Annotated in this window: 15 protein-coding genes; 7 read left to right on the top strand and 8 right to left on the bottom strand. The window is 70.1% G+C overall.

The annotated features are described in order from the left end of the window. Positions 1-2: 2 nt before the first annotated feature. Positions 3-1151 carry an acetyl-CoA C-acetyltransferase gene (locus tag JYA75_RS00450; protein WP_006937784.1) on the top strand — a complete coding sequence of 383 codons (1149 nt, stop codon included), beginning with the start codon at positions 3-5 and terminating at the stop codon, positions 1149-1151. A 66-nt stretch (positions 1152-1217) separates the two neighbouring features. On the opposite strand, the gene JYA75_RS00445 is transcribed toward JYA75_RS00450, so the two are convergent. Next, entirely contained in the window at positions 1218-1622 is a 405-nt protein-coding gene (locus tag JYA75_RS00445; RefSeq protein ID WP_203329575.1) for a hypothetical protein, read from the bottom strand. 68 nt (positions 1623-1690) lie between these two features. Continuing rightward, positions 1691-3088, bottom strand: a complete 1398-nt coding sequence (locus JYA75_RS00440; protein ID WP_006937788.1) for a cytochrome P450 — start codon at positions 3086-3088, stop codon at positions 1691-1693. A gap of 88 nt (positions 3089-3176) precedes the next feature. Between JYA75_RS00440 and JYA75_RS00435 the strand changes: the two genes are divergently transcribed. Together JYA75_RS00435 and JYA75_RS00430 are read left to right on the top strand one after the other, a co-directional pair. Beyond that, positions 3177-3761: a TetR/AcrR family transcriptional regulator gene (locus tag JYA75_RS00435; protein ID WP_029540975.1), complete on the top strand. Its 585-nt coding sequence runs from the start codon at positions 3177-3179 to the stop codon at positions 3759-3761. Positions 3762-3783: 22 nt separating this feature from the next. Beyond that, entirely contained in the window at positions 3784-4053 is a 270-nt protein-coding gene (locus JYA75_RS00430) for a DUF2277 family protein (protein ID WP_006937792.1), read from the top strand. Positions 4054-4085: 32 nt separating this feature from the next. Here the strand turns inward: JYA75_RS00430 and JYA75_RS00425 are convergent, their stop codons facing one another. After that, a complete protein-coding gene (locus JYA75_RS00425) occupies positions 4086-6419 on the bottom strand; it encodes a LuxR C-terminal-related transcriptional regulator (RefSeq protein ID WP_198163319.1) in 2334 nt (777 codons plus the stop codon). 180 nt (positions 6420-6599) lie between these two features. Between JYA75_RS00425 and JYA75_RS00420 the strand changes: the two genes are divergently transcribed. The 3 genes from JYA75_RS00420 (at position 6600) to JYA75_RS00410 (ending at position 10147) form a co-directional block, all read left to right on the top strand. After that, positions 6600-8249, top strand: a complete 1650-nt coding sequence (locus JYA75_RS00420; protein WP_006937797.1) for an NAD(P)/FAD-dependent oxidoreductase — start codon at positions 6600-6602, stop codon at positions 8247-8249. Positions 8250-8280: 31 nt separating this feature from the next. Beyond that, the gene (locus JYA75_RS00415) at positions 8281-9225 is read left to right on the top strand and encodes an alpha/beta hydrolase (RefSeq protein WP_029540987.1); all 945 of its coding nucleotides are present in this window, start codon (positions 8281-8283) and stop codon (positions 9223-9225) included. A gap of 106 nt (positions 9226-9331) precedes the next feature. Further along, on the top strand, positions 9332-10147 hold the full coding sequence (locus JYA75_RS00410) for an NAD(P)H-binding protein (RefSeq protein ID WP_065923053.1): 816 nt from the start codon (positions 9332-9334) through the stop codon (positions 10145-10147). Here the strand turns inward: JYA75_RS00410 and JYA75_RS00405 are convergent. The 4 genes from JYA75_RS00405 to echA20 are packed head-to-tail and all read right to left on the bottom strand — an operon-like array spanning position 10108 to position 13640. Next, positions 10108-11208 carry a nitronate monooxygenase gene (locus JYA75_RS00405; RefSeq protein ID WP_006937803.1) on the bottom strand — a complete coding sequence of 367 codons (1101 nt, stop codon included), beginning with the start codon at positions 11206-11208 and terminating at the stop codon, positions 10108-10110. The genes JYA75_RS00410 and JYA75_RS00405 overlap by 40 nt on opposite strands. Continuing rightward, positions 11205-11981: a cholesterol ring-cleaving hydrolase subunit IpdB gene (ipdB, locus tag JYA75_RS00400; protein WP_006937804.1), complete on the bottom strand. Its 777-nt coding sequence runs from the start codon at positions 11979-11981 to the stop codon at positions 11205-11207. Before ipdB ends, JYA75_RS00405 begins: the two co-directional genes overlap by 4 nt. Then, positions 11978-12859 carry a cholesterol ring-cleaving hydrolase subunit IpdA gene (gene ipdA / locus JYA75_RS00395; protein WP_185713882.1) on the bottom strand — a complete coding sequence of 294 codons (882 nt, stop codon included), beginning with the start codon at positions 12857-12859 and terminating at the stop codon, positions 11978-11980. The genes ipdB and ipdA overlap by 4 nt, the downstream gene beginning before the upstream one ends. Before the next feature lie 19 nt (positions 12860-12878). Next, positions 12879-13640 carry a (7aS)-7a-methyl-1,5-dioxo-2,3,5,6,7,7a-hexahydro-1H-indene-carboxyl-CoA hydrolase gene (gene echA20, locus JYA75_RS00390; protein WP_065923051.1) on the bottom strand — a complete coding sequence of 254 codons (762 nt, stop codon included), beginning with the start codon at positions 13638-13640 and terminating at the stop codon, positions 12879-12881. Positions 13641-13789: 149 nt separating this feature from the next. Here echA20 and JYA75_RS00385 point away from each other — a divergent pair, with 149 nt between their 5' ends. Then, on the top strand, positions 13790-14704 hold the full coding sequence (locus JYA75_RS00385; RefSeq protein WP_050034576.1) for an SDR family oxidoreductase: 915 nt from the start codon (positions 13790-13792) through the stop codon (positions 14702-14704). A 70-nt stretch (positions 14705-14774) separates the two neighbouring features. Here the strand turns inward: JYA75_RS00385 and JYA75_RS00380 are convergent, their stop codons facing one another. After that, a complete protein-coding gene (locus tag JYA75_RS00380; RefSeq protein ID WP_029541002.1) occupies positions 14775-15434 on the bottom strand; it encodes a GNAT family N-acetyltransferase in 660 nt (219 codons plus the stop codon). Positions 15435-15469 lie beyond the last annotated feature (35 nt).

Genomic DNA, 15469 nt, shown 5'->3' with positions numbered 1-15469 from the left:
TCATGACCGAGGCATACATCGTCGACGCGGTACGCACCCCGATCGGCAAGAAGAACGGCGGCCTGTCCGCCGTCCACCCGGCCGACCTGGGCGCGCACGTGATCAAGGCGATCGTCGACCGCACCGGCATCGACCCGAGCGACGTCGACGACGTCGTCTTCGGCTGCGTCGACGCCATCGGTGGCCAGGCCGGCAACATCGCCCGCACCGCGTGGCTCGCCGCCGGCTACCCGCAGCACGTTCCCGGCGTCACCGTCGACCGGCAGTGCGGGTCGAGCCAGCAGGCCCTGCACTTCGGTGCGCAGGCCATCCTGTCCGGCACCGCCGACCTCATCGTCGCCGGCGGCGTGCAGAACATGTCGCAGATCCCGATCTCCGCGGCCATGATCGTCGGGCAGCAGTACGGCTTCGACACCCCGTTCGGCGGTTCGACCGGCTGGACCGAGCGCTACGGCGACCAGGAGGTCTCGCAGTTCCGCGGCGCCGAGATGATCGCCGACAAGTGGGATCTCAGCCGCGAGGACCTCGAGCGCTGGGCGTTGCAGAGCCATGAGCGGGCCAAGGCGGCCATCGCCGAGGGCCGGTTCGAGGGCGAGATCGTCCCGCTCGGCGACGCCACCGTCGACGAGGGACCCCGCGAGACGAGCCTCGAGAAGATGGCGTCACTCGCGACGCTCGTCGAGGGCGGCCGGCTCACCGCCGCCGTCGCCAGCCAGATCTCCGACGGTGCCTCGGCGGTGCTGCTCGCCTCCGACGAGGCCGTGCGCAAGTACGGCCTGAAGCCCCGCGCCCGGATCCACCACCTCAGTGCCCGCGGCGACGACCCGATCTTCATGCTCAGCGCGCCCATCCCGGCGACGCAGCATGCGTTGGAGAAGACCGGCCTGAGCATCGACGACATCGACCTGATCGAGATCAACGAGGCCTTCGCCCCCGTCGTGCTGGCCTGGATCAAGGAGATCGGCGCCGACCCGGCCAAGGTCAACGTCAACGGCGGCGCCATCGCGCTGGGCCACCCGCTCGGCGCCACCGGCACCAAGCTGATGGCGACTCTGCTGAACGAGCTCGAGCGCCGCGAGGGTCGCTACGGCCTGCTGACGATCTGCGAGGGCGGCGGCACCGCCAACGTGACGATCATCGAGCGGGTGTAGACAGGCGGCTGCGCCGCCGGTGTGTCCCTTGGGCTGTCAGGGCAGCCCAAGAGACACACCGGCGCGTCAGCGCAGGGTCGGATCGGTGACCCGGTCGCTGCTGCCGGCGGTGCGGAACGCGTGGTCGGCGAGGTCGGCGAGCGGATCGGCGGGCAGGACGTGGACGATCTGCTCGTGGACGATGCCCCCGTCCGGGCACCAGACGAGCACGCGCCGCGGTCCGGGTGCGACGCCGTGGGCGACCATCGAACCGGACGGTTCGACGGGCAGGCTGCGGGTGTGGCCGTCCGCATCGGGATCGACACGGCAGCTCTCCGGATGGACGGGCACACCGTGCACCGTCACCTTCACCCGCTCCCGGCCCGCGACGACGTCGGCGGTGGGCCCCGCCTGCGCCGTCGCCGGGACGACCAGGGCCGCAACGATCGTGGACAGCGCCGCCGCCGTGACGCCTGCGGAACCGAATCTCATGGTTTCTCCCTCCCGTGCGGGCCTCTCCCACCCGCCCGGCTCAGCCTACGACACGGGTGGGCGCCGGCTCAGGACCGCAAGGACACCCGGGCGTGTAGTCCCTCCGGCATGAGGGTGAGCCGTTCGGCCACCTTCAGCCGATAGGCGGGGTCCATCGCCAGGTCGTAGCGGCGCAACAGGGTTCCCAGCACGAGCGTGGCCTCGTGCAGCGCGAACTGCCTTCCTATGCAAGCGCGTTCGCCGGTGCCGAACGGTTTGTACACGTGCGCGGGCCGGGCCCGGACCCGTTCGGGCAGGAAGCGGTCGGGGTCGAACTCGTCGGCGTCGTCGCCCCAGACCGCCGGGTCGCGGTGCACCGCGGGCAGCAGCACGAGCACCCAGTCGCCGGCACGCATCCGGTATCGGCCGGCGAGGGTGGTGTCCACCCTCGCCTCCCGCGCGTACGCGGGCGCGGTCGGCCACAGGCGCAGCGCCTCGTCGAGCACCCGGCGGACGTAGCGCAGCTTGGCGATCTGCTCGAATGCGGGCTCGCCGTCGCCCCAGATCTCCTCGACCTCCGCCCGCGCCCGCGCGTAGGCCTGTGGGTCGCGCATCAGGTAGTAGAGAGCGAACGACAATGCGCCCGAAGTTGTTTCGTGACCGGCGACGAGGAAGGTGAGCACCTGGTTGCGGATGTTGATCTCGTCGAGCTTGTTGGGATCGTCCTCCCGTGCCGCCCGCAGCATCAGCTCGAGCAGGTCGTCGGGGGCGGGGCCGGGGGCGTCGCGCCTGCTGTGGATCACCGCGTCGACGACGTCGCGCATGTGCGCCCGGTCGAGGTCGTACTGCCGCTTGGCGGCGGGGAAGAGGAAGCGCCCGACGACCGGCACGGTGCGCAGCATGCTGCGCTGCGAGAACGAGAGTCCGCCGACCATCGCCTCGACGAACGGGTGCCGCGCCGCACGCTCGAACGGCTCGAACGAGTAGCTGAAGCCGCTGCGGCCGATGGTCTCCAGCGTCAGCTTCGTCATGTCCGCGGCGATGTCCACGTCGCCGCCGCTGCGCGCCGTACGGTCCCAGTGTGCGACGAGCTGGGCGGTGACGTCGAGCATCGTGGCGTGGTACCGGCGCATCGCCTGCTGGGTGAACGCAGGCATCAGCAGCTCGTGCGCGCGGCGCCAGTTCGGTTCCTCGTTGAAGGCGGTGAACAGCCCGTCGCCGCCGATCGCGCGCAGGGCCTCCACACCCGGCGCGAGGTGCTTGGCGAAGCGTTTCTCGTCGGACAGCTCGGCCGTGAGCTCGCCGGAGCAGACGAACACGAAGCGGCGGCCGAAGGCCGTGCGCTCGAACACCGGGCCGAGGGCCTTGTGGATTGCCATCGAGTTCTGCACCGGGGTCTCGAGCGACATGCCCAGGACGTCGCCGACGAGGGGGAGACGTTTCGGCGGGCGCGGAATTTCTGTGTCGAACACCCGTGACGTGGCCATGGCCATGCTCCGACCCCCAGTTATTGAATCCGTGTACAGTAATCACGCTACGCCGGGACGGACGGGTGTCAAGAACTAGATTGAGTCCGTGGCCCGATCCCGCCGACGACTCGATCCCGAGCAGCGCCGCGCGCAGCTGCTCGACATCGGCGCGCGCCTGTTCGCCGAGCGCGCCTACGAGGACGTGTGGATCGAGGAGGTCGCCGAACTCGCCGGGGTCTCGCGCGGCCTGATGTACCACTACTTTCCGACCAAACGAGACTTCATGGCGGCGGTCGTCCAGCGCGAGTCCGACCGGCTGCTCGCCGTCACCGAACCGGATCCGCAGCTCACCGTCGCCGAGCGGATCATCGCGGGCCTCGACGCCTACCTCGACTACGTCGCGTCGCACCGGCAGGGCGTCGCGGCGGTCAACCGGGCCGCGGACTCCGCCGACGCCGGTATCCGCGCGATCGTCGACGCCGAACTCGGCGTTCAGCAGGAACGCATCCTCGACGCGCTCGCCCCGCCCGACGACGAACGCGAACTCGTCGCGGTGGCCGTGCAGGGATGGATCGCCCTCGTGCGCAGCGTGTGCGTCGACTGGCACGATCACCCCACGGTCACCGGGACGCAGCTGCGGGAGCTGTGCCTGAATGCGCTGCGCGGCATGCTCGGCGGTCGCCTCGGCTGAGGACCCGGGTTACCCTCGGTCCATGTGCCGGAACATCACGGAGCTGCGCGGGCTCGAGCCGGCAGCGACCGCCGAGGAGATCGAGGCCGCCGCCCGCCAGTACGTGCGCAAGGTCAGCGGCGTCCACAAACTGTCCGACGCCACCCGCGAACCGTTCGAGGAGGCCGTCGCCGAGGTCACGGCCGTCACCATGCGACTGCTCGACCGGCTCCCGCCGCGCCGGCAGCCGCCGCCGACGGTGCCGCCGCTGCGCCGGCCGGAGGTGCAGGCACGGATCGCGGCGCGCGGCTGAACGACGTCGCACCCCGAGTCCCGCGGCGGCCGTCAGCCGGGCGCGTGTGCCGCTCCCGCGGCGCGGGCGTGCACCCAGGCGACCACCTGGGTGCGGGATCCGACGCCCAGTTTGTCCAGGATGTGTTCGACGTGCCCGTCGACCGTCCGGTGCGAGATCACGAGCTGATCCGCGATCTCCCGGTTGCTGAGGCCCCGGGCGACGAGTTCGGCCACCTCCTCTTCCCTGCGGGTCAACGGGGAGGCGGTGGGTGACGCGGTCGCCGATCCGCCCGCGGGCGTCCCGAGAGCCGTGTCGACAGCCTGCTCGATGGCCGGGTGTGCCGGCGGTGTCGACAGGCGCGCATACTTCTTCGCTCCCAGCGACTGTCGGACCCGCTGTTCCCAGTGCGCCGAATCACCCGTGATATGGGGACCGAAGGCGGCGACGGACGTGCCGAGTCGCTGCCACACCGCCCTGGCCGCGCCGAAGAGCGTGGCGGACCGCTCGGTGTGACCGACGGCTTCCGCCGCCCAGGCGAGAAGTTCGATCGACAGGGCGGTGCAGATCTTGTCCTTGAAGTCGCGCTGGATGTGCAGTGCCTGTTCCGCGGCGTCGACGGCGTCGTCGATCCGGCCGAGGTGGAAGTAGGCCAGGCTCGAAACCCACAGGGCGTACGCCTTGTTCCACTGCTCGCCGTGCTCGTCCGCCACGTGGATCACGTGTGCACACGTGGCGAGTGCGTCGTCGAGCCGGCCGTCGTAGGTCTGGGCCATGGCCAGCTGGAACAAGGCGGTGAGGGTTGCTGCGCGATCGCCTCGGGTGCGATGAACGGCGATCGCCGCGTCGTAGAGATCGATCGCGTCGGTGGTTCGTCCGCAGAACAAGGCGTGCAGGGCAGCCCAGTGGTCGTGGTGCGCCTGCAACTCGGCATCTTCCAGTTCGGCTGCGATGGATCCGCATTCGGCAAGATGAAGTGCGGCTCCCTCCCGGTCCCCCTGGATCAGGGCCGTCCACGCGGTCACCCACAGGACGTGGCCCCGGTCGCGAGTGGACCGGGGCAGTCGTTGCAGAAGCCGCTCGAGCCTGGTGCGGCCGTGGGAGAGGTTGCCTCCCGCGATCCAGTGATACCGAAGCGCCACGGCGAGGGCGGCCGCGGCCGACAGGTCGCTGTCGTCCCGTAGCGACCAGTCGAGCGCGGCCATGAAGTTCGGATGGTCGATCCGCCACCGCGACAACAGTTCCGATTGTCTCGGCCCGTACCAGTCCGCCGCGTGACGTTGCGCCCGCTCGAGGTAGTGGTCTCGGTGCCGCCGGTACAGATCGTTCCGTCGTCCACCGGCGTCGAGCAGCTCGTGCCCGTACTCGCGCACGGTCATCAACTGCGAGTAGCGGAAGGCCTCTGCGGAACGATCGACCGTGACAAGCGATTTCGACACCAAACCGTCGAGCAGATCCATCACCTGTTCCGGGGGAAGGTCTTCGTCCCCGCAGATCGACTCGGCGGCTTCGAGATCGAAGCTGCCGGGAAAGACCGACAGCCGCGCCCACAGCGTGCGCTCCGGTGCGGAGCACAGTTCGTAGCTCCAGTCGATCAGCGCCCGGAGCGTCTGCTGCCGGGGCACGGCCGCGCGGTTGCCGCCGGTGAGCAGGGCGAAGCGCCGGTCGAGCCGTTCGACGAGCTGGGCGGGGGACAGGGTCCGCAACCGGGTTGCGGCGAGTTCGATGGCCAGGGGGATGCCGTCGAGCTGGATGCACAGCTGGGCGACGGCGTCGGCGTTGGCGTCGGTCATCCGGAATTCGGCGACCACACTCTGGGTGCGCTCGACGAGAAGCGTGACCGATTCGAACAGGGCCAGGTCGGCGGCGCGGTTGCCGGTCGATTCCGTCGGGGTGCTCAGCGGCGGCAGCACGTAGGTGAATTCGCCGCCGACGCCGAGCGGCTCCCGGCTCGTCGCCAGAACGCGCACCTCGGGTGCGCCGGTGAGGACCGTGGTGACGAACGCGGCCGCCGCGTCGAGCAGGTGCTCACAGTTGTCGACCACGATCAGCATGTGGCGGTCCCGCAGGTGATCGAGGATCTTGTCCCGCACGGGACGGGTGGACTGGTCGGTGACGCCGAGCGCCGCGGCCGCAGCCGACGGGAGCGCCTCGGGATCGCGGACCACGGCGAGGTCGATCCAGCAGAAGGCGTCGCGGAAGGCGCGGGCGGAGCGGAGGGCGATCTCCTCCGCCAGCCGAGTCTTGCCGACCCCGCCCGGACCGAGCAACGACAGGAGCCGGGCCTGTTGCAGGCGGGCCCGAGCCTCGTCGATCTCCCGGCGACGGCCGACGAAACTGGTCAGCGAGGGCGTCAGCCCTTTGGTGCGGGGCAGGGGGGACTCCATCTTCACGCTTCCCAGAGATAGTGGTCAGAACATACCCGAATGCGGTGTGACGCCCAACACAGGTATCGAAAGGGGTGATTTCCCCCGCGTGGGGGTGAGGTGACGCGGGTCATTGTCGTGGTCAGGCATCGAAGCGCCCCGGACGGGGCCGAACCCCATTGATCGTGAGGAGCCCGCACCATGACCGAAACCGATTTCTCCGCTCCCGACGTCGACGTCGTCGTCGTGGGAGCCGGCTTCGCCGGCCTGTACGCCCTGCACAAGCTGCGCGACACGATGAACCTGGCGGTGCGGGTGTTCGAGGCCGGCGCCGACGTGGGCGGCACCTGGTACTGGAACCGCTACCCGGGCGCTCGCTGCGACATCGAGAGCATCCACTACTCGTACTCCTTCGACGAAGAGCTGCAGCAGGAGTGGCGGTGGAGCGAGAAGTTCGCCGGCCAGCCGGAGATCCTGCGGTACCTCGAGCACGTCGCCGACCGCTTCGACCTACGCAGGGGGATCACCTTCGACACCCGGGTGATCGGGGTGCACTGGGACGACGAGAACTCGATGTGGACGGTGCACACCGATGACGGCCGCAGCGTGCGCAGCCGGTACTTCATCTCCGGCGCCGGCAACCTCTCGGTCCCCAAGACTCCCGAGTTCGGCGGCATCGAGAACTTCCGCGGCGAGGTCCTGCTCACCGGCAACTGGCCGCACGAGGGCGTGGACTTCGCAGGCAAGCGTGTCGCGGTCATCGGCGCCGGTGCGAGCGGCATCCAGGCGATCCCCCTGATCGCCGAGGAGGCGGCGGAGCTGATCGTCTTCCAGCGCACCCCCAACTTCGCCACCCCGCTGGGCAACGGGCCGCTCGACCCGGAGGTGGAGACCGAGGCCAAGCAGAACTACCGGAGTCTGCGCGACGCAGCCCGCAACCACTTCCTCGGCGTCCCGTTCGACCAGGTCCAGCCCTCGGCTTTGGCCGTCGACGCGCAGGAGCGCCGCCGGGTGTTCGACGAGCGCTGGAACGCCGGCGGGTTCCGGCTGTTCATCGACAGCTTCCAGGACATCCTGTTCGACAAGAAGGCCAACGACACCATCGCCGAGTACATCCGCGAACGCATCCGCGAGCGGGTGCAGGACCCGGCCAAGGCCGACAAGCTCGCACCCGAGGGCTACGCCTACGGCACCAAGCGTCCCCCGCTCGAGACGAACTACTACGAGGCCTACAACCGCGAGAGCGTGCACATCGTCGATGTGAAGGACACTCCGATCGACGAGATCACCGCCACCGGGGTCCGGGTGGGGGAGCGCACGTACGAGGTGGACACCGTCGTGCTGGCCACCGGCTTCGACGCCATGACCGGGCCGCTGCTGGCGATGGACATCCGCGGCCGCGGCGGACAGACGCTGGCCGAGAAATGGGCCCACGGGCCGCGGACATACCTCGGCATCATGATCCACGGGTTCCCGAACCTGTTCACCATCACCGGGCCGCAGTCGCCGTCGGTGCTCTACAACATGCCGCTGGCCATCGAGGACCACGTCGACTTCGCCACCGACGCGATCGACTATCTGCGCGCACACGACCTCGACGTGATCGAGCCGACCGCGCAGGCCGAGACCGACTGGCTGCACCTGACCAACGAGATCGCCGGGCAAACCCTCCTGCCGCAGACGAACTCCTGGTACATGGGCGCCAACATCCCCGGCAAGCCGAGGGCCTGCATGGTCTACCTCGGCGGTGCCCCGACCTACCGGCAGACCTGCGCCGAGGTCGTCGCCGGCGGCTACACCGGCTTCGACACGACGAGTTCGCGCGCGGTGGTCGCGACCGCCGTCTCCTGACCCCACCGTCCATTCCCCGGAAGGAAATGCCATGGCACTCGACCACCACGTCGAGCAACTGCTCGCGGGACTGCAGGCGCAAGGACTGAAATCGTTCGAGAACATGTCCGTCGACGAAGCCCGCGCGGTCGTGTCGACGTTCACCGGCTTGCAGGCCCCGTCCGAACCGGTCGCCCGGATCGAAGACCTCCACTATGTCAGCGACACCACCGAGCTTCCGCTCCGGATCCACCTTCCCGAAGGGACCGGTCCGCGCCCGGTGGTGCTCTACTTCCACGGCGGTGGGTTCGTCGCCGGTGATCTCGAGGTGGTCGACGAACCCGCCCGGGCACTCGCGAACGAGACGGGAACGGTCGTCGTGACCGCCGCCTACCGCCGGGCGCCCGAACATCGGTTTCCGGCGGCCGCCGACGACGCCTGGGCCGCGCTGAACTGGGTCGCCGCGCACATCGCCGAGCACGGCGGGGACCCGGGCAACATAGTGGTGATGGGCGACAGCGCCGGGGGGAATCTGGCGGCCGTCACCGCGCTGCGCTCGCGAGACCAGGGAGGGCCGGCCCTTCGCGGACAGGTGCTGATCTACCCGGTGATCGACCCGAACGCTCAGCTGCCGTCCCGAATCGACTACGCCGACGGCTACCTCATCACCGCCGCGGCCCTGGACTGGTTCTGGGAGCAGTACCTGTCCGCACCGGAGGACGCCGACAACCCGTATGCCGTCCCCACCCGGGCGGACCGCGTGGACGGACTCCCGCCGGCCCTCATCCTCACGACGGAGAACGAGGTCACCCGCGACGAGGCCGAACAGTACGGCGCTCGGCTGCGCGCCGAGGGCGTGGACGTCCGTACCGTCCGATTCGACGGGCTGGTGCACGGCGTGTACTGGATGTCCGGCGCGGTTCCCCGCAGCCGCGAGTTGCGCGCCGCCGTCGCCGATTTCGTCAAGAGCGTCGTCGCCCCCACGTCGGCGGCCTGACGGTCTACCGCCCGGCGGACGTGATGTCGTCCGCCGGGCGCGATGGACGTGCGAACCGGTCGGCTGCCCCGGTGACCGTGTCGGTGCCGGATGTCAGGATGCCGGCATGGACGAACGACCGGTGTTGGTTCTCGGTTCCACGGGCACCGTCGGGCGACGGGTCACCCGGCAGTTGCGCGAACGCGGGCACGCGGTCCGTGCCGGCTCCCGCTCGGGCGACGTGCCGTTCGACTGGTTCGATCCGCACACCTGGAAACCCGCGGTGTCCGGTGCCGGAGCGGTGTTCGTCATGGCGCCCGACGGCGTGCCGGTCGCGGACGGATTCGTCGATATGGCTGTCGCCGAGGGGGTTTCGCGGTTCGTCCTGCTGTCGAGCAAGGCGGTCGACGTGATGGGCGATGAGCGGCTGCTGGCCGCCGAGCGTGCCGTCACGTCGTCCGGCGCGGAGTGGACCGTGGTGCGCCCCGACTGGTTCGACCAGAACTTCGACGAGGGTTTCCTGCGCGCTGCCGTGCTCGCGGGCGAGATCGTCCTGCCCCTGGGTGACATGCGTCAGGCGTTCAACGACGCCGGGGACATCGCCGCCGTCGCCGTCGCCGCGCTCACCGGGGACGGCCACGCCGGCCGGACCTACGAGCTGAGCGGGCCGGACGCGCTGTCGTTCGGCGAGGCCGCGGCCGTGATCGCCTGCGCATCGGGGCGCAAGGTCCGTTACCGCGGTGAGCCGGACGCCTACCTCGAGACGATGACCGGCCTCGGCCTGGACCGGGCGCAGGTGCTCGCCGAGATCGAGGCATTCGAGGCCCTGCGGGCGACCGGCGACGCGACCCCGAACGACGTTGTCGCCGAGGTGGCGGGCCGGCCGCCCGTGTCCTTCGAGACCTACGTGCGCGCCGCGGCGGAACGCGGGGCCTGGGCCTGACCGCGCAGCGCGGCCACTGCGTCGATCCGCTCCACGGCCTCGGCGACGATCCGGTCGATCAGCTCCCGGCAGCTCGGCAGGTCGTCGAGCATGCCGACGACCTGCCCGGAGGCCAGCACACCGGCGTCGGTGTTGCCCTCCACGAGCCCGGCCTTGAGCAGCATGGGGGTGTTGGCCGCCATGATGATCTGCTGCCACGTGCGGTCGCTCGCCCGCTTCATCGCGATGCCGTCCTTGACGAGCGTCGACCACTTCATCCCGGTCATGGCCTTGAACTTCGCCGCGTTCCTCGCGGCGGCGACCAGGCCTTTCGCGTAGCTGCCGCGCTCGAGGCTGTCGACGAGGTCGGTGTTGAGCACACGGTGCGGCATGCCGTCGACCTTGAGGGAGACCGTGGTGTCCTGCAGGCCCCGCCTCAGGTACTCCTGCTTCACCGAGTCGGGCACGGCGCTGTCGCTGGTGAGCAGGAACCGGGTGCCCATGGCGACGCCGGCCGCCCCGTAGGCGAGCGCCGCGGCGAGCCCGCGCCCGTCGAAGAATCCGCCGGCCGCGACGACCGGGATGTCGACGGCGTCGAGCACGCTCGGCAGCAGCAGCGTCGTGGCCACCGGCCCGGTGTGCCCACCGCCCTCGCCGCCTTGCACGATCACCGCGTCGGCCCCCCACGAGGCGACCTTCACCGCGTGCTTCGCGGCGCCGATGGACGGGATCACCACGATGCCGTGGTCCTTGAGCTTGGCGATCAGTTCCTTCCTGGGCGCGAGGGCGAAGGACGCGACCTTGACGTTCTCACGGATGAGCAGGTCGATGCGCTGGGCGGCGTCCGACGCGTCGGCCCGGATGTTCACGCCGAAGGGCTTGTCCGTCGCCGCCTTCGTCTTCGCGACGGCGGCCTCGAGTTCCTCGTACGTCATCGTCGCCGAGGCCAGGATGCCGAGACCGCCCGCGTTGGAGGTCGCCGCGGTCAGGCGCGGGCCGGACACCCAGCCCATCCCCGTCTGGACGATCGGGTGCTCGATGCCGACGAGGTCGGTCAGTGCCGTCGTCAGGCGCGGGCTCATACCGCCACCTCCCGATCCCGCAGGCCGCGCGGATCGAGGACCTCGCGGATCAGGCGCAGCTCCTCGGCGGTGGGCTCGCGGGTCACGCCCGCCTCGTCGAGGCCGGCCACCTCGAAGGAGGTGTTCTCCGCGACCTGCTCCGCCGTGACCCCCGGGTGCAGGGCCAGTGCCCGCATCGTGTGGCCGGGACCGCCGAAGTCGAACGACCCGAGATTGGTGACCACCCGGTGCAGGTGCAGGTACTTGAAGGCCGGGTTGGCCGGGTCCACCCTGTCGTAGCCGACGCCCGAGACGATGTCGACCTTGTCGCAGAACGCGCGCGTGTTGTGCTTGCCGACCCAGTAGCTCGTCGGGTGGTTGATGGTGTTGCCGGGGGCGCCCCGCACGCCGAACATCTGCCGGGTGGGGTGCTGCAGCGGGCCGAACGCGGAGAGATTCTGGTTGCCGTGCCGGTCGATCTGGTTGGCGCCCATCACCACGTGGCGGCGGCCGGAGGCGACGACGTCGAACACCTTGCGGAACGGCATCCAGCCCTCGATCGGGCCCTTCGCTCCGAGTGCGGGAGTGTCCGCGAGGATCAGCGCCTCCCCGTCGGTGATGAGCAGGTCCGGTTCGGTGGTCAGCCGGGCGAGGCGGGCGCCGATCAGCGGCAGCGTCGCCATCGGGCTGGCCATGATTTCGCCTGCCCCGGCGAAGATCTCGGCGCATGCGATGGCGCAGTACTCGGCCCGGGTCACCGTGCCCGTCGTCGCCGGGGTGGTCGTGTCGGTCATGCCTGCTCCTCGGTGAAAGTCTTGACGGCGGCTCGGTAGTCGTCCTCGCTGCCGGAGAGGAACCGGTCGACGAACGCCTGCCAGGTCTGCGGGTCCTTCGCGGCCTCGGCGTAGTGGCGCTGGAATTTCTCGTCGCGGCCGTAGCTGTCGCCGGCGAGGGTGAAGTGGGCGCCGTCCGGTGCCTCCACGACCCCGTCGACCATCAGGCGGTTGAGGATGATCGACTGCAGCGGAACGGACTTGACGAGTTCCTCGGTCTCGACGATGCGCTCGACCGAGACGTACCGCTTCTCCGCCGCCAGGCAGTACAGGTCGTCGAAGTAGGGGTCGACGCCGGTGTAGGCGGCGTTGCCGTGCGCGTCGCCGATGTTCAGATGTACCAGGGCGGCATCGAGATTCAGTGCCGGCATCGCGATCAGTGTCTCGGGCGTGCCGGACGCGTCGGGGTACGGGGAGGTGACGGTCCGCAATTCACCCTCCCAGAAGTCCGGGACGGCGGAACCGAGTCCCGCCCGGATCGGCAGGAACGGCAACCGGGCGGCGGCCGCCTCGAGGCCGCACTTGACCATGCCCTCGTCCATCTCCCGCGCGACGATCTCCCCGTTCGTGCGCGCCTTGGCGAACCACGGGTCGTAGAAGGGGGCCGAGTCGAGGGAGACGAACCCGTAGTACGCCTTCTTCACCTTCCCGGCCGAGCACAGCAGCCCCAGGTCCGGGCCGCCGTAGGTCACGACGGTCAGGTCCTTCACGTCCGAGCGCAGGATCGCGCGGACGAGCGCCATCGGCTTGCGCCGCGACCCCCAGCCGCCGATGCCGATCGTCATGCCGCTGCGCAGCTCGCCGACCACGTCGTCGAGCGACATCCTCTTGTCACGCATGGTGTTTCTCGTCTCCTGGTCAGTGGTTGGCGCGCGGTTTGCCGGTGGCGACGAACTCGTCGCGGTGCTCGTCCGCGATGCCGGCGAGGTTGAGTTCGAAGGTGAAGCCCTGCTCGAAGCGGTAGCTTTCCTTCACGTTCACCGGGTCGATGCCGTTGATGGCTTCCTTGGCGCACCGGATGACGCGGGTGTCCTTCGCCGCGATCTTCTCGGCGATCTCGCGGGCGGTGGCGTCGAGGTCGGCGCGCGGGACGACCTTGTACACCGAGCCGAAGTGCTCGAGCTGCTGGGCCGTGACGTTCTGCGCCGTGTAGTAGAGGGTGCGCATCATGTGCTGCGGCACCAGCCGGGCCAGGTGCGTGGCGGCGCCGAGAGCGCCGCGATCCACCTCGGGCAGGCCGAAGACGGCGTCGTCGGAGGCGACGATGACGTCGGCGTTGCCGACCAGGCCGATGCCGCCGCCGACGCAGAAGCCGTTCACGGCGACCACGACGGGGACGGCGCAGTCGTAGACGGCGCCGAAGGCGGCGGCGCAGCCCCGGTTGGCGGCGATGAGGGCGCCGTGGCCGTCGGTGGCCTGCATCTCCTTGATGTCGACGCCGGCATTGAAGCCGCGGCCCTCCGCGCGCAGGATCACCACGTGCGTGGCCGGATCCTTGCCCGCGGTGAGGACCGCGTCGGCCAGTTCGAACCAGCCCTGGGAGGGGATGGCGTTCACAGGCGGGTAGTCGACGGTGACCGTGGTGATGCCCGCGCCGTCGGTGGTCGAGGTGATGCCCATGGCAGGTTCCTAACGTCTGTACCGAACCAAGCGATTGCTTGGTAAGTTAGCACATGCGGGGCGCAGACCCCAGGGAGCGGAATCGTGGAGGCGGGGCGAGTATGTCGCCCGGATTCCCCGACAACGACATCTATTCGAGGAGAAGACAAGTGAGTGGACTGGTCAACGGGCGCGTCGTGATCGTCACCGGCGCGGGGCGCGGCATCGGGCGGGCCCACGCGCTGGCCTTCGCGGCCGAGGGCGCGAAGGTCGTGGTCAACGACATCGGGGCCGGAGCGGACGGTTCCGCGACGGGGGAGAGCCCCGCCGAGCAGGTCGTCGCGGAGATCCGGGCGGCGGGCGGCGAGGCCGTCGTCAACGGCGACGACGTGGCCGACTGGACCGGCGCGGAGAACCTGGTGAAGACGGCCCTGGACACCTTCGGACGGCTCGACGTCCTGGTCAACAATGCGGGATTCCTGCGGGACCGCATGCTCGCCAACATGAGCGAGGAGGAGTGGGACGCCGTGATCCGGGTGCACCTCAAGGGTCACTTCGCCCCGATGCGGCACGCGATGGCGTACTGGCGCGGGGAGGCAAAGGCCGGCAACCCGGTCGACGCGCGGATCGTCAACACCAGCTCGGGCGCCGGCCTGATGGGCAGCATCGGCCAGGGCAACTATGCCGCGGCGAAGGCCGGGATCGCGGCCCTCACGATCCAGGCGGCCGCCGAGTTCGCCCGGTACGGCGTCACCGTCAACGCGATCGCGCCGGCCGCCCGGACCCGCATGACCGTGGGCGCGGGGGGCGCGATGGCCGAGTCGATGGCCGCCCCGGAACAGGGCTTCGACGCGATGGCCCCGGAAAACGTCTCACCGCTGGTGGTGTGGCTCGGCAGCGCCGAGTCGAAGGACGTCACGGGCCGGGTCTTCGAGGTGGAGGGCGGCAGGGTTTCCGTCGCCGACGGCTGGCGGCACGGTGAGGCGATCGACAAGGGCGAGCGCTGGGATCCGAAGGAACTCGGCCCGGTGGTGGAGAAGCTGATCGCGCGCAGCGAGCCCCCCACCCCCGTCTACGGGGCGTAGGCAGCGAAGCTGCCGGTGCGTCCTTTGGGCGGTGGGAACGACCCGAAGGACGCACCGGCGGCGCAGCCGCCTACGCGGGCGAGCGGACGATGATGGTGGTGCCGGGGAAGTACGCGGCCAGCTCGGTGCGGGCGTGCTTGAGGGTCGCGGTGCCGTAGCCCTGCTTGCGCAGCTCGGGGTGAACCCAGATCGCGACGTCGACCTCATGGCCCTGCAGCTCGCCGAACGCGAAGCCGACCGGCTTGGGTTCGGTGCCGGACAGGTCCTCGGCGACCAGCCACACCGCGGACTCGTCGTCGATGCGCGACAGGCCGGCGGCGCGCTCCTGTTCCACCCGCGCTGCACCCGCGTCGCCGAGCTGCTCCTCGCACCGGACGCGGAACAGCTCGCGGTCCGGCTCGCTGTCGCTGAACTGACGCAGCCGGAAATGGGCGCCGGTGGCGTAGGGACGCTCGGCGGGCGTCCACTTGAGCACCGCGTCGAGGTCGTCGAGCTCCTCCCGGATCTTCTTGCGCTCCGCCTTGGTCAGCCGCCGGAACGGAAGGTTGAGCACCGCTTCGGCGCAGAACTCGTCCGTGTCGAGCAGCCGCGCGACGGTCGCGACGGCCTCGGCCCTGTCGTTGCTCTCGACGATGGCATCGAGGACCTCGTGCCGGCGTTCGAGCGCGCGCAGCAGTGCCGCCGCGATCTCCCGCTTGTCGAGTACCTGATCGTGGTTCGCGGTTGTCATCGGGTGACATCCCTTCTCGAGAGCAGCTCGACCGG

This window comes from Rhodococcus sp. PSBB066 (genome assembly GCF_017068255.1).
Lineage (GTDB): Bacteria > Actinomycetota > Actinomycetes > Mycobacteriales > Mycobacteriaceae > Rhodococcus > Rhodococcus aetherivorans.
Note: the sequence above shows the minus strand (reverse complement) of the source record. Positions and strands in the feature narration are given on the sequence as shown.